This is a genomic window from Variovorax sp. 22077 (assembly GCF_052044195.1).
Taxonomy (GTDB): Bacteria; Pseudomonadota; Gammaproteobacteria; order Burkholderiales; family Burkholderiaceae_C; genus Variovorax; species Variovorax atrisoli.
Genome location: NZ_JBQEQC010000013.1, coordinates 1 through 18,350 on the forward strand (window position 1 = coordinate 1; position 18,350 = coordinate 18,350).

Here is an 18,350-nt window from a genome sequence, read left to right on the forward strand (position 1 = left end):
CATTCCGTTCCTGGTCGTCTGCGCAGCATCGGCGCTGCTGCTGCGGCTGGGGTGATCTTTCGTCCTGACTCTCACATCAACAAAGGAAGAAACCATGCCTCATCACAACTCCCACGAAACCGTCGACGTCTGGTCTGTCGAAGGCCGCTTCGCGCACTACCTCTACAGTCCCAAGGGCGGCATCGAGGGAATGCTCATCGAGACCGACGGCATCCCCACGCAGTTCGTCTTCGAGCGCCACGGCGAAGGCCTGCCTTCGCAGCTCGCGGACATCCGCGCCGGCCAGGCACTGGTCGTCGAAGGCATCGAATCGCCGCCGTCTCCCAAGGGCGAGGCCGCACACACGGTGTACCGCTTCGAGCGGCTCGCCGCGATCGACGGCAAGCCGCTGCCCGAAGCGCAGCCCGACGACAGCGTCGACGGGCACGTGGCGCGCATCCACTACGCGCGCCACGGCGAAGCGAATGGCGTCGTGCTCCACAGCGGCGACTTCGTCCACACGCGGCCCCAGGGCTTCGCGCAGCTGAACCTGAAAGTCGGCGACAGGGTGCAGGCAGAAGGCCGGGTCCGGCCGCTCGCCACGGGTGAGGGGCGCGTGGTGGAGGCGGCACGAGTCAACGACATAGAACTGGAATGAGCACGCGACCGCTGCCGGCCAGGGCCTCGTAGATCTCGCAAGACCCGGGAGGCGCTGCCTTGCAGCGGGTTGGGCGGCACGTAGACGCTGCGCCCGACCTTGCCATAGTCACGAATTGAATAGTAATATTATTACTATGAAATCCGTGAAACGCTCCACCCTGGCCCTCGCGATCCTCGGCATGCTGATGCAACGGCCGCTGCACCCCTACGGGATGCAGCGGCTGATCAAGGCGCGCGGCAAGGACGAGGTGATCAACGTCACCCAGCGAACCAGCCTCTACCAGACGATCCAGCGGCTGGAGCGCGAAGAGCTGATCCGTGCGCAGATGACGCTGCGCGACGAAGGCCGGCCCGAGAGAACCGTCTACGAGATCACCGACGGCGGACGGACGATCGCGCTGGAATGGATGCGCCAGATGCTCTCGACGCCGACGCGGGAGTACCCCGAGTTCCCCGCCGCCGTGTCCTTCCTTCCGCTGCTGGCGCCCGAGGATGCGATGCAACAACTCGCGCTCAGGGTGAAGGCCATCGAGGCGGAGATCCAGCGGATCGACAGGGGCCTGCAGGAGGCCTCGGCCGTCCCGCGCCTCTTCCTGCTGGAATCGGAATACGCGCGCGCGCTCCTGGCCACCGAGCTGTCGTGGACCCGGGCCGTGGTCGAGGACCTCCGCGCGAAGCGCATCACCTGGGACGACGCCTGGCTCCGCATGATCGACGCGCAATTCGCCGTCGACCTGCAGCCCGAGAAGGACTGACGCCATGCACGTGCTGATCGTCGGCGCCGGCACGGGCGGGCTGGCCTTGGCCCATTCGCTCAGGCAGTCGGGCATCCGCGTATCCGTATGGGAGCGCGACCCCGTGCCGAACGCGGACACGGGCGGCTACCGCGTCGGCATCAGCCCTGGCGGCAGCCGCGCGCTGCGGGCCTGCCTTCCCGGCGAACTCTACGAGCTCTTCGCCGCGACCTGCGCCCGGCCGCCGGCCCACATCAACATGCTCACCGAGCAACTGCGCGAACTGCTGAGCTTCGACATCGAAGGCATGGGCGCGAATGGCCTCGACGGCGAAAAGAGCGTGATCCGAAAGACGCTGCGCCGGGTGCTCCTGAGCGGCCTCGAGGACCAGGTCTTCTTCGGCAAGGCGCTGTCGCACTACACGCACAACGCCGACGCAACGGTCACCGCCCACTTCGAGGATGGCAGCGTCGCCACCGCCGATGTCCTTGTCGGTGCGGACGGCACGAACTCCGCCGTGCGCAGGCAGCGCCTGCCCGAGGCCCGTCTCGAAGACACCGGCATCGTGTCGTTCGGCGGCAAGCTGCCGATGACGCCCGAGAACGAAGCGCTGCTGTCCCGCGGGATGCGCGAAGGCATGTCGCTGGTGATGGCGCCTCGGGGCTTCGGAGGCATCGTCCACTCGCTGCGCTTCGATCGCGACGACGTGAAGTTCGCCGCGCGCTGGCCCCACTTCGTCGATGCACTGGACGAGGACAGCATAGGCTGGGCACTGTGGGGGGCGCGGCAGAACGTTCCGCGCGATCCCGCCGGCCTCGACGGCCCCGCGCTGCAGGAAATGGGACTGGCGCTGACTCGCCACTGGCACCCGCACCTGCGCGAACTCATCCGCAGGAGCGAGCCTTCGACCCTGCTCCACGTCAACGTGCGAACCTCCGGCACGCTGTTGCCCTGGCGGAGCTCGAACGTCACGCTGATAGGCGATGCCGTTCACACCATGACACCGGGGCGCGGCGCCGGCGCCAACACCGCGCTGCGCGACGCCGCCCTGCTCGGCCGCCTGCTGGCCGAGACGCACCAGGGCCGCCGGCCGCTTCTCGATTCGATTCGCGCCTATGAGGCCGAGATGCTTCGCTACAGCAGCGAGGCCGTCCGGGCGTCGAGAAAGCGGATGGATTCACGCGACCTGATCCACAAGCCCTGGACGGGCGCCCTGCAGCTCGCCGCGATGCGCGCTGCCATGCGCACGGTCGACGCGGTGCCCTTGCTGAAACGCCGGGTCCTCGCACAGATGATGCGCGTCAGGGGCGAGAACTGAACGGGCTCGCCCAAGGCGGCCCCACGTCGGGGCGCAGACAGATCCTGCGGCTCAGCGGCCGTCGCGGCGCAGGAACACATGCGTGGCACGCTCGCCTGCGACCTGCCTGTCGCAGCGGTAGTCCAGCGCCGGCAGATCGAGCCCCTCGAACAGCGCCTCGCCCTTGCCCAGCAGCACCGGCCGCACGGCAAGGTGCAGCTCGTCGATCAGGCCGGCCTTGAGGTACTCGCGCACGGTCGCCACGCCGCCGCCCACGCGCACGTCGCGCTCGCCCGCGGCGGCGCGCGCCTGCGCCAGCGCCTCGTGGATGCCGCCGGTGACGAAGTGGAAGGTGGTGCCGCCCTTCATGGTCAGCGGCGCGCGGGCATGGTGCGTGAGCACGAAGACCGGCACGTGGTAGGGCGGCTCGTCGCCCCACCAGCCTTTCCAACTCTCGTCGGGCCAGGGGCCGCGCACCGGCCCGAACATGTTGCGCCCGAGAATCCAGGCGCCCATCTCGGCGAAGCCCTGTTCGGCGATCTGGTTGTCGATGCCGGTCTCGCCGGCCTCGCCCGTCTTCTGCATCTGCTGCCAGACGCGCGTGGGAAAGAACCAGTCCATGAGCTCCGGCCCGCGGATGCCCAGCGGGTTCTCCAAGCTCTGCTGCGGACCGGCGGCATAGCCGTCAAGCGAAACGCCGAAACTGCGTACGAGCAATCGGGTCATGCATGCGTCTCCTGTGGAAGGAAAGCGGCAGTCTACGCGGACGCTGGGGCGACCGGGCTGCACTTGCGGGCTGCACCTGCGGGCTGCGCCGCAGCGCATCACGCGCGCCCGGCCTGCGGGCCGGGAGGGCCGAACCAGGTCGACATCGCCTCGTGGAGGCCATCCGATGTTCCCCCGCCCACCCATGCCACGTGCCCGTCGGGCCTGATCAGCACCGCCGCGGGCGCGCCGACAGCGCCGATCGCGGGCAACTCCCAGGGGCCGTCGTACCTGCCGTGAACCAGCCTGACGCGGCCCGACCACGGCGCGACATCGAGACGCCCCGGCGTCGCCAGGTCCAGCAGCACGGGCCGCGCGTCGTGCAGCAGCGCAAACACGCGCACGGGGCCTTCGGGGGTGACCAGGTCGAGGTCGGGCATGCGGCGGCCGACCAGGGGGTGCGTCCCTGGCAGGTCGTAGCGGATGCCCAGTCCGGACATCTCGGCGGCGATGCGCTTGCGCGGCTCCTCCATGCCGAGCAGCTCCAGCACGACTTCGCGCAGCGCCTCGGTGCGATCGTCGGTGCGCTGAAGGGCGACCTGCGCCATCGTCGTGCGCAGCACGCGTGCCGCGACCGGGTGCCGCTCGCGGTGATAGGTGTCGAGCAGGCTGTCGGGCGAAACGCCCTTGACCACCTGGGCGAGCTTCCACCCGAGGTTCACCGCGTCCTGCACGCCCGTGTTGAGGCCCTGACCGCCCACCGGCGAGTGCACGTGCGCGGCATCGCCGGCCAGCAGGACGCGGCCCCTGCGGTAGCTCTCGGCCTGGCGCGACATGTCGGTGAACCGGGAGATCCACTTCAGGTCGTGGATCCCGAAGTCGGTACCGCACAGCTCGACGAGCGCCGAGCGGAGGTCGTCGAGCGTGGGCTCGGCCGTGGCATTGGCGGTTTCTTCAGTCACCATCACGCCGATCGGCCCCTCCTGCGCATAGACGATCTTGCCGTCGCGGATCTCGTACTGCTCCCTGCTGAAGGCATGGATGCCGCGAGCCGTGCGATGCACGCCCAGCGGCGGCTCCTCGGTCATCTCCGCCTCGGCGAGGATGCTGCTGGTCGTCGCCTCCCATCCCGGAAACGCGATGCCGGCCGTCTTGCGCACGAGGCTGCGGCCGCCGTCGCAGCCGACGAGATACGCGGCACGCAACGCTTCGCCCCCGGAAAGCTCGATAGTGATGCCCGCGTCGTCCTGCACGAAGCCCGCCAGGTCGCGCCCCCGATAGATCGGCACCGCGAGCTCGTCGATCCACGCGGCGAGGATGCGCTCGATGTGCTTCTGTCTGAGCGCCAGCCCATAGTCGTGCCGGGTCGGGAAGTCGCTGATGTCCAGTCGGGTGACGGCGAAGCCCGTGACCTGGGCCTTCTGCCCCTGCGCGAGGAACCGCTCGACGATGCCGCGCTGGTCCAGGACCTCGAGCGTGCGCGAACTCAGGCCGCCGGCGCGCGAGCCTGCAAGCGCCTGGTCCGGGCGGCGCTCGACGATGGCGACGTCGACGCCTGCCAGGGCCAGTTCGCCGGCGAGCATCAGGCCCGTCGGCCCCGCGCCCGCGATCACGACTGCATGTTCTTTCATCCGTGAATCCTTTTTCATTTGCTCACAAGTGAATGGGAAGTGAACGGCAATGGTTGCCCGGACATCCGCGAAGGATCGCGGACGCCGCAGCAGGCCGTGGCCCAGTGACATTTGGGAACGTTCTTCACCGTCGCGATGTGCGCGGTATCGGGTCGCCGTCCGTTGGAAGCGCATCAGGGCGATTCCCGCCCTCTGGAGTTGAAAAAATGATTCTCTCGCGAACCGTCTTCAAGCTCGCCGCTGCAGGCCTGGTTGCCGCCGGCGCCCTGACCGTCGCCGCATCGGCCAACGCCGGCACCAGCTGGTCCGTCGGCATCAACGTCCCCGGCGTGGTCGTGAGCGAGCCGGCGCCGGTCTACTACGAGCCGGCGCCCGTCTACACCCATCCGGCGCCGACCTACTACCAGGCTCCGCGGCCGGTCTACTCCGCTCCGCCGCCCGTCTACTACGACCCGGCCGCGCGCTGGGAGGAACGTCGCGCCGAGCGCTGGGAAGAGCGCCGTGCCGAGCGTCGCGAATGGCGCCGCCGCCAGTGGGAGCGCGAGCAGTACCGCCGCTACTACGAGGATCGCGACTGAGGCCTGCCGCCTCGCGCGCAGGGCCGCCTCCTCGGCACCTGCGCTTCAGCCCTGCGCGGGCAACGGCTTCGTGAGCGCCGCGGGCGCGACCTGTCGACCGACCAGCCCGCCCACCGCCAGCAGCGCGAGCACGTAGGGCAAGGCGATCAGCAGGGCGCTGGGCACCTCGATGCCCATCGCTGGAAGCTGGAACTGCAGCGCAGTTGCGGCTCCGAAGAGGCAGCAGGCCATGACGGTCCGGCCGAGGCGCCAGTTGCCGAAGATCACCGCCGCGATCGCCAGGTAGCCGGCGCCGCCGGTCATGCCTTCCGTGAAGGTGTGGATGTCACCGATCGACAGGAAGCAGCCCGCCAGCGCGGACATGAAGCCGGTGAACAGCACGGCGCCGTAGCGGATGCGGCTCACCTTCAACCCCGAATGGCTCGCCGCCTGCGGCGACGTGCCCGCGGCATGGATCGCCAGGCCGAGCGCCGTGGCGCGCATCACCCAGCCCACGAGCACGATCAGCACGATGGCGGCATAGAGCAGCCATGCCTGCCGGAAGACCTGCTCGCCCAGGTGCGGGATCTCCGACAGCCCGGGCGGTGCCCACTTGTCCAGGCCCGGGATCTCGGCGCGCGAGCGGCTGCCGAAGATCGCCCGGTAACCCAGGGTTGTCGCGCCGAGCACCAGGATGTTGATGCCGATGCCGGTGACGATCTGGTTGGCGCGCAGCGTGATGCTCAGGAAGGCCTGCAGCCACGCGATGGGCAGCACGCACAGCACGCCGCAGAGCAGGCCGAGCAACGGCGAGCCGGTGGCCCACGAGGCCGTGGCGCCTGCGAAGGCGCCGGCCAGCATGAGGCCCTCCACGCTCATGTTGAGCACGCCGGCCCGTTCGCTCACGAGCTCGCCGGTAGCGGCGAGCAGCAGCGGCGCGGCGAGCCGGATGCTCGAGCCGACGAAGACGGCGGCCAGTTCGGGATCGATCATTTGCGTCGCGCCTCCATGCGCTGGATGCCGATGGCTGCCCCGGCGAGCGTCACGATGATGAGACCCTGGATCACCACGACCAGGGCGGTGGGCACCTGCGCCACCATTTCCATGTTGATCCCGCCCGAACGCAGGAAGCCGAAGAGCAGCGAGCCCGCGACCACGCCGGTCGCGCTGCCGCGTGCGAGCAGGCCCACCACCAGGCCGTCGAAGCCGTAGCCCGACGAGAAGCCGGCCTTGAGCGTGTACTGCTCGCCCTGCAGCATGAAGGCGCCGGCGAGTCCGCCGAAGGCGCCGGCTGCGCAGAGCGCGCCGATGGCGAGGCGGTCGATGGGCATGCCGGCGCGGCGGGCCGCACGCGGGTTCAGGCCGGTCGCGCGCAGCTGCAGTCCCGTCACCGTGCGGTTGAGCAGCAGCGCCACTGCCACCGCCAGCACCACACCGATCAGCAGGCCGACGTGCAGCGGCGTACCCGCATCGCCGGTGAGCAGCGGCAGCTGGGTCGCCACCGGGATCTCCAGCGACTCGGGCAGCGTCGCGCTGCTCGTCATCGGCCGGCGCAGCAGGTGCTCGGACTGCACGCTGCCGTACACCATCCAGATGGCGATGAATGACAGCAACAAGGTCGCGATGACCTCGTTGGTGCCTATCTTGACGCGCAGGACGCCGGCGATGCCGCCCCAGAGCGCGCCCGCCGCGCAGGCGCCGAGCATCGGAACGATGAAGGCCAGCCCCCACGGCAGCTGCGCCACGGGTGACCACAGCGCGAGTGCCGTGGCCGTGATGCCGCCGACGGCAATCTGCCCTTCTCCGCCCACGTTCGTGAGGTTCGCGCGCTCGGCCAGGATGAAACCCAGGCCGACCAGCATGAGCACCAGCGCACGGTTGATCGAGGCAGCCAGCGCATAGGACGAGCCCCAGGCGCCGTCCGCGAACGCGGCGACGGCATCGCCCACGGGCACGCCGAGCGCGGCGATCAGCAAGGCACCGACGCCGAAGGCCAGCAGCACGGCGGCTGCCGAGACCTGCAGGGCGGGGGTCGGCCTGAGCCGCGACCAGGCAAGTACAGGACCGCTCATGGGGCGACCTCCTCTGCAACATCTTCCTTGTCACGGTGCCCGGCCATCCAGGCACCGATGCGCGCGCGGTCCGCGCCCGCCGTGGGGCATGCGCCCATCACCCGGCCCCGGTAGAGCACCAGCACGCGGTCGGCGACGCTCAGCAGTTCGTCGAGCTCCGACGAGATGAGCAATACGCCGACCCCGCGGTCCGCGGCGGCCCGGATGTGGCCGTAGACGGCCTCGACCGCGCCGACATCCAGGCCGCGCGTGGGCTGCGCCGCCAGCAGGAAGCGCAGGCCCTCGAGCGTGAGCTCGCGCGCGAGCACCACCTTCTGCTGGTTGCCGCCCGAAAGGCCTCCGAACGGCACGTCGGGGCTGGCGGCGCGCACGTCGTAGCGCTGCATGAGGTCGAGCGCCTCGCGGCGCATGGCCGCGCGGTCGAGGAGGCCGAAGCGACGGAACCGGTCCAGGCGGTCGAGCATGATGTTCTCTGCGACGTTCATGCCTGTCACGCAGGCCAGCGCGTGCCGGTCTTCGGGCACCACGCCGCAGCCCGCGGCGCTGAGCTGGCGCGGCGTGGCGCGCGTCATCCCCTCGCCGCAGACGAAATAGCGCCCCTCGGTGGGACGCAGCATTCCCGAAAGCACCGCGCCCAGTTCGCTCTGGCCATTGCCCTCGACGCCGGCGATGGCCACGATCTCGCCCGGCTCCACCAGCAGGGTGAAGTTGTCCAGGCGCACCACGCCATCGGCGTCGCGCACGGTGAGGCCGTCGGCCAGCAGCGCTGCCTCGCGCGTCGGGCTGCCCGGTGCCGGCCGGGACGCACGAGACGCCCGTACCGGCGCGGCGGCAGGCGCCTGCAGGTCGCGCTGGATCATCGCGCGCACCAGCGCGTCGATGTCCTGTGCGGGCGCGTCCGAGCGCGCCACCACGCGGCCGCCGCGCAGCACGGTCGCACGCCGCGCTACGCGCTGGATCTCCGCCAGCTTGTGGGTGACCAGCACCACGCCGCAGCCCTGCTGCGCCACGCGCGTGCACACCGAGAGCAATGCCTCGATCTCCTGCGGCAGCAGCACCGCGGTGGGTTCGTCGAGCACCAGCAGGCGCGGCTCGCGCACCAGGCACTTCACGATTTCCACGCGCTGGCGCTCGCCCACCGACAGGTCCTGCACCTTCGCATGCGGATCGAGCGCGAGCCCGTAGCGCTCCCGCATCGCGGCGATGCGCGCCGCGCCGGCCTTGCGGTCAAGCACGCCGCGCACCTGGCCGAGCAGCAGGTTGTCGAGCACCGTCATGTCGGGCACGAGGCTGAAGTGCTGGTGGACCATCGCGATCCCGTGCGAAAGGGCATCCGCCGGCGAGCGCGGGCGAAACGCCTCGCCGGCCAGCGTCATCTCGCCCGCGTCCGCGGCGTGCACGCCGAAGACGAGATTGCACAGCGTGGACTTGCCGGCGCCGTTCTCGCCCAGCAGGCAGTGGACCTCGCCGGGATGGAGCGCCAGCGAGACGTCCTGCAGCGCCTGCAGCGCGCCGAAGCGCTTGGACAGCCCCTCCAGCTTCAGCAGCGGCGCGGCGGGCGGGGCTGCAGCGAGCCCCGGGCCGCCGTCGCTGATGCCGTCATGGAGGCCGTCACCGAGGCCGATGGCGTGGCGCTCGCGCATCAGCCCTCCAGCACCTTGATCTTGCCGGACAGGATGTCCTTCTTGATCTGCTCGAGCTTGGCCTTCTGTTCGTCGGTCGCCCCGCAGATGACCATGTCCGACGCGTTCGGCCCCATGGCCAGTCCGAAGGGCTTGTAGCCGGCCTTCCAAGTACCGCCGACGGCCTCCTTGATGGCGTACTGCACCTGGTAGCCGACGCCGGTGATGCTGTAGGCGGGATACAGCGGATCGGTGCCGCAGCGGTTGGTGTAGCTGCCGATGATCTTCGTGCCCTTCTCCTTGGCCGCCTGCTCCATGCCGCGCAGGCCGAGGTTCAGGATGTGATAGTGCACGTCGGCGCCCTGCGCGATGGCCGCCAGCGTGGCTTCCTTGGCCTTGGCCACGTTGTCGAAGTCGCCGGTGTAGTTCTCGAAGTACTTGATGCCGGGCTTGATGTACCTGGCGCCGTTGCCGAACTCCTTGCCGGCGTTGACGATGGACGGGATCTCCATGCCGCCCACGTAGCTCACGGCCCCGTTCTTCGAGAGCATCGCGGCGGCGGCGCCCGCGACGAAGGCGATCTCGGCCTGCTTGACGTCGTAGCCGGCCACGTTGGCCGTCTCTTCGGCCTTGTTGCCGCCGACGATCGAGAAGTGCGTCTTGGGGAAGCGCTTGGCCACCTTGAGCACGGCGGCCTGGGTCTGGCCGCCGACGCCGATCACGAGCGCGTTCTTGCTGGCCAGGTTGGTCAGCGCCTGCTCCATGTCGGCGTAGTTGATGTTCTCGATCATCTGCACCTTGATCCTGGCGCCGTACTCCTTCTGTGCGGCCACGAGGCCGTCGTAGCCGGACTCCATCCATCCCTTGTCCGACTTGGAACCGGGAATGAGGATGCCGACCGCGATCGGATCGGCGGCCGAGGCCGGCAGGCTCAGCACGAGGGTGGTGAAGGCGCTGACGCCTGCGAGGACGGCGGCGCGGCGGGAGAGGGACGGAATCTGCATGGCATGCCTTTCGCTAGTTGGAGGGTTAAGTAACTAATCAATTACTTACCGACAACGCATCGCAATAACAGTGCCAGTGAATTCGCCGACCTTTTGCCGCATATCGGTGCGGCGACCGCAACGAATGCACCAGCCTGCGGCGATGCGCCCTTCGCCCGCACACCACCGGAGCCTTTGATGAAACGCCACCCCTATCTTCCCGATGCCCGGCCCGACGGCGCCCTGGGCCTGGGCCAGCAGTACTACTGGGTCGCCAGCGAGCGCGAGGTCGACATGGCCGTGGAGCCGCCCGCGCCGCTGCGCGCCCGGGTGCAGGCGCAGCCGCAGAACGTGGTGCTCGACCTGCGCCGCACGGCCATCGTCATCATCGACCTGCAGAACGACTTCTGCACCGAAGGTGGATGGGTCGACCACATCGGCGGCAACTACGCGGCGGACCGCACGCCGATCGCGCCGCTGCAGAAGCTGCTGCCCGGGCTGCGCCGTGCCGGCGTGCCGGTCGTCTGGGTCAACTGGGGCAACCGGCCGGACCTGGCCAACATGCCGCCCAACCAGATCCATCTGTACAAGAACAGCGGCACGGGCGTCGGCCTGGGCGACCCGCTGCCCGGCGGCAAGGGCCACGTGCTGCAGAAGGACTCGTGGGCCGCGGCCATCGTGGACGAGCTCGCACCGCACGAGGGCGACTTCCTGGTCGACAAGCACCGCATCAGCGGCTTCTGGGACACGCCGCTGGACAGCATCCTGCGCAACCTCGGGGTGCGCAGCATCCTCTTCGCGGGCTGCAACACCGACCAGTGCGTGCTGCACACGCTCACCGACGCCAACTTCCTGGGCTACGGCTGCGTGATGCTGAGCGACTGCTGCGCCACGAGCTCGCCGGACTTCTGCACCGAGGCGACGATCTGGAACGTCAAGAAGTGCTTCGGCTTCGTGACCGACTCGGCCGCCGTGCTCGCGGCGCTGCCCGCCTGATGCACGCGGCGACAGCGCACGGATCGGGCGGCTGGATGCCCGGCCCCCGCTGCGAGCGGCCCGCCACCGGCAATGGCGCGCTGAATGGGGTGCGCCTGGGCGTGAAGGACCTGATCGACATCGCAGGCGCAGTCACCGGCGGCGGTAACCCGGACTGGGCCGCCGGCCACGCGCCGGCCGTGCACGACGCGCCCTGCGTGGCCGCGCTGCGTGGCGCAGGCGCGCGGGTCGTCGGCAAGACGATCAGCGACGAACTCGCCTTCAGCCTGGAGGGCGAGAACGCCCACTACGGCACGCCGCGCCATCCGCGCGACCCCGATCGGCTGCCCGGGGGGTCGTCCAGCGGCAGCGCCGCCGCGGTCGCATGGGCGGAGGTCGACCTGGCGCTGGGCACCGACACGGGCGGCTCGGTGCGCGTGCCGGCGGCGTTCTGCGGGGTCGCCGCGATGCGGCCCACGCACGGCCGGATCCCGCTCGACGGGGTCCTGCCCTTCGCACCGAGCTACGACACGGTGGGATGGTTCGCGCGAGATGCCGACCTGCTGCGCCGCGCCGGGCAGGCGCTGCTCGGCACCGAAGCCCGCATCGGCGGCGACCGGTCCGCGCCGCCCCTGCGCCTGTGCGTCGCCACGGACGCACTGGCGCTGGCGGAGCCCGCGGTGCGCGAGCCGCTGGCCGCGTGGGCCCGCCTGATGCGCATCGACAGCGAGCGCAGCGCCTATGGCGGCGGCGACTGGCGCGACTGGTTCGAAGCCTATGCCGTGCTCCAGGGCCTGGAGATCCAGGCCCACGTCGGCCCGTGGATCCGCCGACGGCGGCCGCGTTTCGGCGCCGCCATCGCGCCGCGCTTCGAGGCGGCCCTGGCGCTCGATGCCGCGCAGGGAACGCGCTGGAGCGACTGGCGCGCGCAGGCCGCCGCGCGGCTGGCGCAGAGGATGGGCCCCGACGAGGCATGGCTGATTCCCGCCGCACCCTGCCTTGCGCTGTCGCGCCGGGCCGATGCGGCTCAGCGCGGCGCCTTCTACGAGCGCGCACTGGCACTCGGCGCGGTGGCCGGCCATGCGGGCCTGCCGCAGGTGGTGTTTCCGCTGCCGGCTGCCGAGGGCCTGCCGCCTTGCGCATCCTTCATCTCGGCCAGGGGCAATGACGAACGGCTGCTCGAACTTGCCGCGACACTAGCGCCTGCATTCCCATCCACACCATGAGCAAACTTTCCCCACGGCAGGCGCCGGCCCAGGAGACGATCGCGCGGCGCGACGCCGCACTCACGCGCGCGAAGCTCCTGGAAGCCGCGATCGACGAGTTCTCGAACGAGGGCTACAGCGGCGCGCGCACCGAACGCATCGCACGGCTCGCCGGCACGAACATCCGCATGCTGTACCACTACTTCGGGAGCAAGGACGACCTGTACGTCGCCGTGCTCGAAGCGGTGATGGCCGACCTGCGGCACGAAGAACTCCGGCTGGACCCTGAGGCCGAGGAGCCGCTGACCGGCCTGCTGCACATCGCCGATTTCGTGGACCACCACTTCGCGACGCACCCGCGGCTGCGCAAGCTGCTGGCCTTCGAGAACCTCAACGAGGCGCGGCATCTGGCGCGCTCGAACCGGATCCCGGAGATGTCGTCGCCGGTGATCGCGCTGATCCGCCGCCTGCTGGTGCGCGGGGTGGCGGCCGGCGTCGTGCGCAGCGGCATCGATGCGCTGCACTTGTACGTGGCGATGGTGAGCCTGTCGTACTACGGCCGCGCCCATGCGTTCACGCTGTCGCGCATCTTCAACAAGGACCTGCAGGCCGCGGCCTGGCAGAAGGCGCACCAGAAGATGACCCGCCAGATGGTGGCGGCCTTCCTGACGCAGGCGCCATGAACGAACTTCCGCATGACTGCTTCCATGTCCGCTGAGCCCGCACACCAGCCCGCCGCCCCTGCTTCGGCCACCTCCCGGCGAGGCATGGTGACGAGCCCCCATCCGCTGGCCAGTGCGGCGGGCCTGGAGGTGCTGGCCGACGGCGGCAACGCCATCGAGGCCGCCATCGCCATGGCGGCGGTGCTGTGCGTCGTGTGCCCGCACTTCACCGGGCTCGGAGGCGACGGCTTCTGGCTCATCGCGCAGCCCGGTGCGCCGGTGCGCGGCATCTCCGGCATCGGGCAGGCCGCCGCAGCACTTCCACCGCTGGCGGGGCCGGTCCCGCTGCGCGGCGGCGCGTCGGCATTGACCACGGCCGCGGCGGTGGACAGCTGGGCCCGGGCCTTCGACATCTCGGCGCGCGACTGGCGGGGCCGTCAGCGCTGGGCCTCGCTGCTGTCTCGCGCGATCGAGCATGCGCAGGAGGGCTTCGCGGTGTCGGCCTCGCAGCGCTTCTGGCACGAGATGCGGGCCGCGGAGGCGCAGCACTGGCACGGCTTTGACGCGGCGTTCCCCGCCGGCCTTTCGCAGCAGCAACAGCCCGGGCTTGCACGCACGCTGTCGCGGCTCGCGTCCCAGGGCCCGCGCGAGTTCTACGAAGGCGAAGTCGCGCACCGTCTCGCGGCCGGCCTGCAGGCCGCGGGTTCGCCGCTCACGCTGGACGACATGCGAAGCACCCGCGCCCGGGAAGTGACGCCGCTGGCGGTGCCCTACCGCGGCGGCACGCTGCTGAGCCTGCCGCCGCCGACGCAGGGCTTCGCCACGCTGGAAGCCATGGGCATCCTTGGCGAGCAGGATTTCTCCGGCATCGCCGAAGGCAGTGCCGAGCACTTCCACCGGATGGTCGAGGCGATCAAGCTGGCCTTCGTCGACCGCGACCGCTTCCTCGCCGACCCCGATTTCGCCGAGGTGCCCGTGCAGCGGCTGCTCGACGCCGCCTACATTCGCCAGCAGGCGGCGCGGGCGCAGGCCGACGCACGGGCGATGCCCTGGCCCCAGCGGTTCCGACAGGGCGACACCGTGTTCTTCGCGGCCGCGGATGCCTCCGGCCGCGGGGCGGGCGTGCTGCAGAGCATCTACTACGACTGGGGCAGCGGCGTCGTGGCCGGCGACACCGGCGTGCTGTGGCACAACCGCGGCGCGGCCTTCCACCACGATGCGAGCCATCCCAACGAGCTGCGCGGCGGCAAGCGGCCCTTCCACACGCTGAACCCCGTCGCCTTCATGCGCGACGGGCGGCCCGAGCTGTTGCTGGGCACGCAGGGGGCGGACGGACAGCCGCAGACGCTGGTGGCGCTGCTCACGCGGCTGATCGACTTTGGCCTGGACCCCGCGCAGGCGCTGGCACGGCCCCGGTTCCTGCTCGGGCGGACCTTCTCCGACAGCCGCGACAGCCTGAAGCTGGAGGAGGACGTGGGAGCGCAGGTCATGGCAGCGCTGGCCGCGCGCGGCCACGAGATCGCGCCCATCGCCGCGCACAGCCCGCTGGCAGGGCTGCCCGGCGTGATCCGCTTCGAAGCCGACGGCAGCCTGGCAGGCGCGCACGACCCTCGCGGTGATGGGGTCGCACGGGGTCTCTGAATGCCGGGCTGCCGGCAGCCCGGCCCTCAGGCCTTCTTCGCCCAGGCGCTGCACCACCCCTTGGCGTTGACCTGCTTGCCGGGGAAGAGCGCGCAGTTGCCCTGCGGGTCGGTCGGCTTCGATTGCCACAGCGCGCAGCCGTTGCACAGCTGGGCGTTGTCGTGCTTCGGGAATTTCTTCGCGTCGGCCCTGGCCGAATCCGCGACATAGCCGAGCGCCACGGCCTGCGGGTCCTTCTCGTCGAGCTGGGCCTGCGCGAACGCACCGGAGGCGCAGGCGGCAGCGCCTGTCGCGGTCAGAGTCAGGATGAAGATGCGGCGGCTGGATGTCATCGTGGAGCTTTCATCGTGTGTGGAACGGGTGCAAGGCCGTCCGGCGCGGCGCTGCGCTCATTCAGCCCCGCCAGCACGAGAACGCCCGTGGCCAGCAGCGTGGCGATGCAGAACCCGACGACCTGCAGGATTGGGTTCGATGTGATGTTGTTCATGGGGCGACCTCGCGTTGGATGTTTGGACTGGCCTGCGCTCATTCTTGAGCGGCCTGCTGCATGCGGCCTTGCGCAGGATCAACCGCGCGAATCGCGCGCGGGCCGGCGGGCGCGGGCGATGCGTCGACCGGCCCCACCTCGTACAGCAGCTGCCCGTGGATGCCGGCCAGCGAGATCGCGCCGGTCAGCACCGCGACGAGGCTGGGCGCGCAAAGCAGCGGCAGCTGCTCGATGGCGGCCCAGCGGAATGCGTCCATCTCGGGGCGCCGCCGTCCTGAACGGTCGGTGTAGAAGCTGGAGCACACGCAGGTCTTCGCCTCGAAGTGATGCACCAGCACCGCGAAGAGCCAGAGATCCTTGGTGCTGCGGTAGCGAAAGCGTCCTAGCTCCCTCAGCTGCCGCGGCGCGAGCTGCAGGCCGCATTCCTCGGCGGCCTCCCGCGCGGCCGCGCGCGCGCCGGGCTCCTCCCCTTCCCTCATGCCCTTGGGAATGTCCCAGTAGCGGCTGCCGCTCGCGTGGCAGAGCAGCAACCGGGCCGCCGCATCGAAGACGAGGACACCGCAGCTGATCGATGGTTGCACTCGCATCACGAGCGCCTCAGGGGGTCGGCACGGCGGCTTCGCCTGCGCGCCTGGCCACCGGCGCACGCGCAACGCTTCGCGGCAGGATCGCCACATAGCTTCGGGCCGAGCCGCGCACGACGAGCAGCGCGACCGTGTCGCTCTCGGCGACGGAGCGGATCGCCGCATCGAAGTCGGCCAGGCTGGCCACTTCCACGTCGTTGACCGCGATCAGCATGTCGCCGTATCGCAGCCCCGCGAGCTGCGCCGAGCCCGAGACCGACTGCACATAGAGCCCGGGCGATGGCAGGCTGATGCCCAGCACGCCCTTGCGCTCGGCGAGTTCCAGCCCGAAGCGCGTTTCCTGCGCGAGGGTGCGCCCGGCCGGCCGCGGCGGGTCGTCGGGCGGGTTCTCGAGCACGCCCACTTGCACCGTCAACGGCGCCCTGTGGCGCCAGATCTTCAGCGCGACGCGGCTGCCCTTGCGGGCGGCGGCCACGCGGTTCTGGATGTCGGCATAGCCCATCGGGGCATCGGCGTCGACGGCCAGCACCACATCGCCGCTGCGCAGCCCCGCCTCCGCGGCCGGGCTGTCCGCGTCCACGCGCACCACCAGCGCCCCCTGCGCGGCGGCTAGGCCGAAGGCCGGCGCCAGGTCGGCCGTCAGGGGTTGGGTGCGCACGCCGATGTGCCCCCGCCTCACGTGTCCCGTCGCGCGGAGTTCGTCGGCGACGCGCATCGCCGTGTCGATCGGCAGGCTGAACGACACGCCGAAATACCCGCCGCCCGGCGAGTAGATCATCGAGTTCATGCCCACCACCTCGCCCCGCTCGTCGAACAGCGGCCCGCCCGAGTTGCCGGGGTTGAGCGCCACGTCGGTCTGGATCAGCGGCACGCCGCTTCCTCCGGGCATGTAGCGCGGATTGGCGCTCACCACGCCCGCGGTCACGCTGCGCTCGAACCCGAAGGGCGCTCCCATCGCCGCGACCCACTCGCCGGGGCACAGCACGCTGCCGCGCCCCAGTGCGACGACCGGCAGGCCGCGCGCCGACACCTTGAGCAGTGCGACATCGCTGAGGCGGTCGGCTCCGGCCACCTCGGCATCGAAGCGGCGCTGGTCGGCGGTGACGACGGAAATCGACCGGGCGCCGGCCACCGCGTGCGCGCTGGTCAGGATGTATCCGTCGCTGCCGATGATGAAGCCAGAGGCGAAGCCGCGGCTCCATCCCCGGTCCCACGGCATGGGCGAGCGGCCTTCGCCGGCGACCGGCCGTTCGCCGCCGGCTTCCATGACCAGGATGCTCACCACCGCGGGCGATTGCCGCGCAGCCGCGGCCGCGAAGTCGGCGGCCTGCGACACCGACGGCCCCCGTTCCAGGCAGGAAGTCGACTGCGCCCCTGCCTCCACGGCAAACGCGAGCGTGAATGCGAATGCGCCGACGGCCAGCGCGAACGAGCCCCGCGCCAGGGCGACGGCTTTCATCAACGCACCAGCAGCACCGGCACCGTGCACGCAGCCAGCACCTTGGTGGCCACCGAACCCAGCACCAGGTTCGTCAGGGCGCCATGGCCGCGCGAGCCCATCATCACGAGATCGAACTGCCCCTTCTGCGCGAACGCGGCGATCTCCTCGGCGGGATGGCCGATGCGGTGTTCGAAGCGCGCCTCGATGCCGTTCCTGGTCAGCATGCCGCGCACCGGTTCGAGCACCATCCGCGCATCGTCCTCGTAGTAGCCGTGCACGATCTCCGGCCCCGCGAACGCGGCGGCGCGATGCGGCACGGGCAGCACCACGTGGAAGACGGTGAATTCGTGGCCAGCGCCCGCCCACTCCTTGTGCGACGCCAGGTAGCTCAGCATGCGGGCGGTGTAGTCGCTGCCATCGACGGCAAGCAGGATCTTCATGATGGTTCCTTCAGCAGGGGGCATCCCCGATGCACGAATGCTCGCCGTGAAGGGTTCGCCTGCCCTTGATGCAGCGCAAGGCGATGCGGGCCTGCACTGCCTACATTGGCTCGACATCCATGCAGCAGAGGCCAACATGAGCAACGTCCTGGTGATCGTCTACTCCTACACCGGCACCTCCCGGCGCGTCGCGGAACTCCTTTGCAGCCAGCAGAACTGGCCGCTCGCGAGCATCACCGAGGTGCAGCCGCGCGCGGGCGGCCTCGGCAGCCTGCGCTGCGTGATCGATTCCCTCCTGCGGCGGCGCCCCGCCATCCGCTACGACGGCCCGCCGCCCACCGACTTCGATGCCGTGGTGCTGGTTTCACCGATCTGGTTGCTGCAGCTCGCCAGCCCGATGCGCGCGTTCGTCGCGCGCCAGCGCGGCCGGCTACCGGACGTTGCCGTGCTCTCGGTCATGGGCGGGCAGGGAGCACCGAACGCGGCGGCCGAAATCGCCCGGATCCTCGACCGCGCGCCGATCCTGAGTTCCTCGGTCACGATGCGCGAAGTGGACGACGGCAGCTGCGCCGCCAGGCTGCAGGCCTTCGGCACTGCCGTGCGCGATGCTGAAGCCTCGCACGATGTGGTTCGTCCCGTCACGCTGTCGCCGCAGTCGAGCTGAAGCAGGATCCG

Annotated in this window: 20 protein-coding genes; 9 read left to right on the forward strand and 11 right to left on the reverse strand. The window is 70.4% G+C overall.

What is annotated here, in order from left to right; genetic code table 11:
- The first annotated feature begins 94 nt into the window (after window positions 1-94).
- The 3 genes from ACTJLF_RS19225 to ACTJLF_RS19235 all read left to right on the forward strand — a co-directional run bounded on the left by ACTJLF_RS19225 (window position 95) and on the right by ACTJLF_RS19235 (window position 2,691).
- Window positions 95-637: a hypothetical protein gene (locus ACTJLF_RS19225; protein ID WP_440883704.1), complete on the forward strand. Its 543-nt coding sequence runs from the start codon at window positions 95-97 to the stop codon at window positions 635-637.
- 130 nt (window positions 638-767) lie between these two features.
- Window positions 768-1,394: a PadR family transcriptional regulator gene (locus ACTJLF_RS19230; protein WP_440883798.1), complete on the forward strand. Its 627-nt coding sequence runs from the start codon at window positions 768-770 to the stop codon at window positions 1,392-1,394.
- 4 nt (window positions 1,395-1,398) lie between these two features.
- Window positions 1,399-2,691 (forward strand): FAD-dependent oxidoreductase, encoded by a 1,293-nt coding sequence (locus ACTJLF_RS19235; RefSeq protein ID WP_440883705.1) that lies wholly within the window; start codon window positions 1,399-1,401, stop codon window positions 2,689-2,691.
- Window positions 2,692-2,742: 51 nt separating this feature from the next.
- On the opposite strand, the gene ACTJLF_RS19240 is transcribed toward ACTJLF_RS19235, so the two are convergent.
- Window positions 2,743-3,396 carry a dihydrofolate reductase family protein gene (locus ACTJLF_RS19240; RefSeq protein ID WP_440883706.1) on the reverse strand — a complete coding sequence of 218 codons (654 nt, stop codon included), beginning with the start codon at window positions 3,394-3,396 and terminating at the stop codon, window positions 2,743-2,745.
- 98 nt (window positions 3,397-3,494) lie between these two features.
- Window positions 3,495-5,006 carry an FAD-dependent monooxygenase gene (locus tag ACTJLF_RS19245; protein ID WP_440883707.1) on the reverse strand — a complete coding sequence of 504 codons (1,512 nt, stop codon included), beginning with the start codon at window positions 5,004-5,006 and terminating at the stop codon, window positions 3,495-3,497.
- A gap of 206 nt (window positions 5,007-5,212) precedes the next feature.
- On the opposite strand from ACTJLF_RS19245, the gene ACTJLF_RS19250 reads away from it, so the two are divergent.
- The gene (locus tag ACTJLF_RS19250; RefSeq protein WP_440883708.1) at window positions 5,213-5,584 is read left to right on the forward strand and encodes a hypothetical protein; all 372 of its coding nucleotides are present in this window, start codon (window positions 5,213-5,215) and stop codon (window positions 5,582-5,584) included.
- Between the two features lie 45 nt (window positions 5,585-5,629).
- On the opposite strand, the gene ACTJLF_RS19255 is transcribed toward ACTJLF_RS19250, so the two are convergent.
- From ACTJLF_RS19255 to ACTJLF_RS19270, 4 genes are read right to left on the reverse strand one after another with little or no spacing between them, the layout of a single operon-like run.
- Window positions 5,630-6,556, reverse strand: a complete 927-nt coding sequence (locus ACTJLF_RS19255) for an ABC transporter permease (protein WP_186475809.1) — start codon at window positions 6,554-6,556, stop codon at window positions 5,630-5,632.
- Window positions 6,553-7,635, reverse strand: a complete 1,083-nt coding sequence (locus ACTJLF_RS19260; protein ID WP_440883709.1) for an ABC transporter permease — start codon at window positions 7,633-7,635, stop codon at window positions 6,553-6,555. Before ACTJLF_RS19260 ends, ACTJLF_RS19255 begins: the two co-directional genes overlap by 4 nt.
- Window positions 7,632-9,278, reverse strand: coding sequence for an ABC transporter ATP-binding protein (locus tag ACTJLF_RS19265; protein ID WP_440883710.1), 1,647 nt, complete (start codon window positions 9,276-9,278; stop codon window positions 7,632-7,634). Before ACTJLF_RS19265 ends, ACTJLF_RS19260 begins: the two co-directional genes overlap by 4 nt.
- Complete coding sequence (locus ACTJLF_RS19270) at window positions 9,278-10,261, reverse strand: BMP family protein (RefSeq protein ID WP_019657321.1); 984 nt, start codon at window positions 10,259-10,261, stop codon at window positions 9,278-9,280. Before ACTJLF_RS19270 ends, ACTJLF_RS19265 begins: the two co-directional genes overlap by 1 nt.
- 177 nt (window positions 10,262-10,438) lie before the next feature.
- On the opposite strand from ACTJLF_RS19270, the gene ACTJLF_RS19275 reads away from it, so the two are divergent.
- Genes ACTJLF_RS19275 through ACTJLF_RS19290 form a run of 4 tightly spaced genes read left to right on the forward strand, consistent with a single transcriptional unit; the run spans window position 10,439 to window position 14,723 of the window.
- Window positions 10,439-11,236 carry a cysteine hydrolase gene (locus tag ACTJLF_RS19275; RefSeq protein ID WP_440883711.1) on the forward strand — a complete coding sequence of 266 codons (798 nt, stop codon included), beginning with the start codon at window positions 10,439-10,441 and terminating at the stop codon, window positions 11,234-11,236.
- A complete protein-coding gene (locus tag ACTJLF_RS19280) occupies window positions 11,236-12,441 on the forward strand; it encodes an amidase (RefSeq protein WP_440883712.1) in 1,206 nt (401 codons plus the stop codon). Before ACTJLF_RS19275 ends, ACTJLF_RS19280 begins: the two co-directional genes overlap by 1 nt.
- Entirely contained in the window at window positions 12,438-13,103 is a 666-nt protein-coding gene (locus ACTJLF_RS19285) for a TetR/AcrR family transcriptional regulator (protein WP_019657324.1), read from the forward strand. Before ACTJLF_RS19280 ends, ACTJLF_RS19285 begins: the two co-directional genes overlap by 4 nt.
- Window positions 13,104-13,115: 12 nt before the next feature.
- Window positions 13,116-14,723, forward strand: coding sequence for a gamma-glutamyltransferase family protein (locus tag ACTJLF_RS19290; RefSeq protein ID WP_440883713.1), 1,608 nt, complete (start codon window positions 13,116-13,118; stop codon window positions 14,721-14,723).
- 26 nt (window positions 14,724-14,749) lie between these two features.
- On the opposite strand, the gene ACTJLF_RS19295 is transcribed toward ACTJLF_RS19290, so the two are convergent.
- The 5 genes from ACTJLF_RS19295 to ACTJLF_RS19315 are packed head-to-tail and all read right to left on the reverse strand — an operon-like array spanning window position 14,750 to window position 17,675.
- Entirely contained in the window at window positions 14,750-15,055 is a 306-nt protein-coding gene (locus ACTJLF_RS19295) for a high-potential iron-sulfur protein (RefSeq protein ID WP_440883714.1), read from the reverse strand.
- Window positions 15,052-15,210: a hypothetical protein gene (locus tag ACTJLF_RS19300; protein WP_354413549.1), complete on the reverse strand. Its 159-nt coding sequence runs from the start codon at window positions 15,208-15,210 to the stop codon at window positions 15,052-15,054. Before ACTJLF_RS19300 ends, ACTJLF_RS19295 begins: the two co-directional genes overlap by 4 nt.
- Before the next feature lie 38 nt (window positions 15,211-15,248).
- Window positions 15,249-15,797 (reverse strand): NUDIX domain-containing protein, encoded by a 549-nt coding sequence (locus ACTJLF_RS19305; RefSeq protein WP_440883715.1) that lies wholly within the window; start codon window positions 15,795-15,797, stop codon window positions 15,249-15,251.
- A 10-nt stretch (window positions 15,798-15,807) separates the two neighbouring features.
- Window positions 15,808-17,253: a trypsin-like peptidase domain-containing protein gene (locus ACTJLF_RS19310; protein ID WP_440883716.1), complete on the reverse strand. Its 1,446-nt coding sequence runs from the start codon at window positions 17,251-17,253 to the stop codon at window positions 15,808-15,810.
- Window positions 17,253-17,675 (reverse strand): universal stress protein, encoded by a 423-nt coding sequence (locus tag ACTJLF_RS19315; protein WP_019657330.1) that lies wholly within the window; start codon window positions 17,673-17,675, stop codon window positions 17,253-17,255. The genes ACTJLF_RS19310 and ACTJLF_RS19315 overlap by 1 nt, the downstream gene beginning before the upstream one ends.
- Window positions 17,676-17,712: 37 nt before the next feature.
- Here ACTJLF_RS19315 and ACTJLF_RS19320 point away from each other — a divergent pair, with 37 nt between their 5' ends.
- Complete coding sequence (locus ACTJLF_RS19320; RefSeq protein ID WP_440883717.1) at window positions 17,713-18,339, forward strand: flavodoxin family protein; 627 nt, start codon at window positions 17,713-17,715, stop codon at window positions 18,337-18,339.
- Window positions 18,340-18,350: the final 11 nt, after the last annotated feature.

What these genes read in the sequence shown, in the direction of transcription:
- ACTJLF_RS19225 (WP_440883704.1), top strand. Translation starts at nt 95, where the DNA reads ATGCCTCATCACAACTCCCACGAAACCGTCGACGTCTGGTCTGTCGAA.
- ACTJLF_RS19250 (WP_440883708.1), top strand. Translation starts at nt 5,213, where the DNA reads ATGATTCTCTCGCGAACCGTCTTCAAGCTCGCCGCTGCAGGCCTGGTT.
- ACTJLF_RS19275 (WP_440883711.1), top strand. Translation starts at nt 10,439, where the DNA reads ATGAAACGCCACCCCTATCTTCCCGATGCCCGGCCCGACGGCGCCCTG.
- ACTJLF_RS19290 (WP_440883713.1), top strand. Translation starts at nt 13,116, where the DNA reads ATGACTGCTTCCATGTCCGCTGAGCCCGCACACCAGCCCGCCGCCCCT.
- ACTJLF_RS19260 (WP_440883709.1), bottom strand. Translation starts at nt 7,635, where the DNA reads ATGAGCGGTCCTGTACTTGCCTGGTCGCGGCTCAGGCCGACCCCCGCC.
- ACTJLF_RS19295 (WP_440883714.1), bottom strand. Translation starts at nt 15,055, where the DNA reads ATGACATCCAGCCGCCGCATCTTCATCCTGACTCTGACCGCGACAGGC.
- ACTJLF_RS19245 (WP_440883707.1), bottom strand. Translation starts at nt 5,006, where the DNA reads ATGAAAGAACATGCAGTCGTGATCGCGGGCGCGGGGCCGACGGGCCTG.
- ACTJLF_RS19265 (WP_440883710.1), bottom strand. Translation starts at nt 9,278, where the DNA reads ATGCGCGAGCGCCACGCCATCGGCCTCGGTGACGGCCTCCATGACGGC.
- ACTJLF_RS19300 (WP_354413549.1), bottom strand. Translation starts at nt 15,210, where the DNA reads ATGAACAACATCACATCGAACCCAATCCTGCAGGTCGTCGGGTTCTGC.
- ACTJLF_RS19240 (WP_440883706.1), bottom strand. Translation starts at nt 3,396, where the DNA reads ATGACCCGATTGCTCGTACGCAGTTTCGGCGTTTCGCTTGACGGCTAT.
- ACTJLF_RS19235 (WP_440883705.1), top strand. Translation starts at nt 1,399, where the DNA reads ATGCACGTGCTGATCGTCGGCGCCGGCACGGGCGGGCTGGCCTTGGCC.
- ACTJLF_RS19270 (WP_019657321.1), bottom strand. Translation starts at nt 10,261, where the DNA reads ATGCAGATTCCGTCCCTCTCCCGCCGCGCCGCCGTCCTCGCAGGCGTC.
- ACTJLF_RS19310 (WP_440883716.1), bottom strand. Translation starts at nt 17,253, where the DNA reads ATGAAAGCCGTCGCCCTGGCGCGGGGCTCGTTCGCGCTGGCCGTCGGC.
- ACTJLF_RS19280 (WP_440883712.1), top strand. Translation starts at nt 11,236, where the DNA reads ATGCACGCGGCGACAGCGCACGGATCGGGCGGCTGGATGCCCGGCCCC.
- ACTJLF_RS19305 (WP_440883715.1), bottom strand. Translation starts at nt 15,797, where the DNA reads ATGCGAGTGCAACCATCGATCAGCTGCGGTGTCCTCGTCTTCGATGCG.
- ACTJLF_RS19320 (WP_440883717.1), top strand. Translation starts at nt 17,713, where the DNA reads ATGCTCGCCGTGAAGGGTTCGCCTGCCCTTGATGCAGCGCAAGGCGAT.
- ACTJLF_RS19285 (WP_019657324.1), top strand. Translation starts at nt 12,438, where the DNA reads ATGAGCAAACTTTCCCCACGGCAGGCGCCGGCCCAGGAGACGATCGCG.
- ACTJLF_RS19315 (WP_019657330.1), bottom strand. Translation starts at nt 17,675, where the DNA reads ATGAAGATCCTGCTTGCCGTCGATGGCAGCGACTACACCGCCCGCATG.
- ACTJLF_RS19255 (WP_186475809.1), bottom strand. Translation starts at nt 6,556, where the DNA reads ATGATCGATCCCGAACTGGCCGCCGTCTTCGTCGGCTCGAGCATCCGG.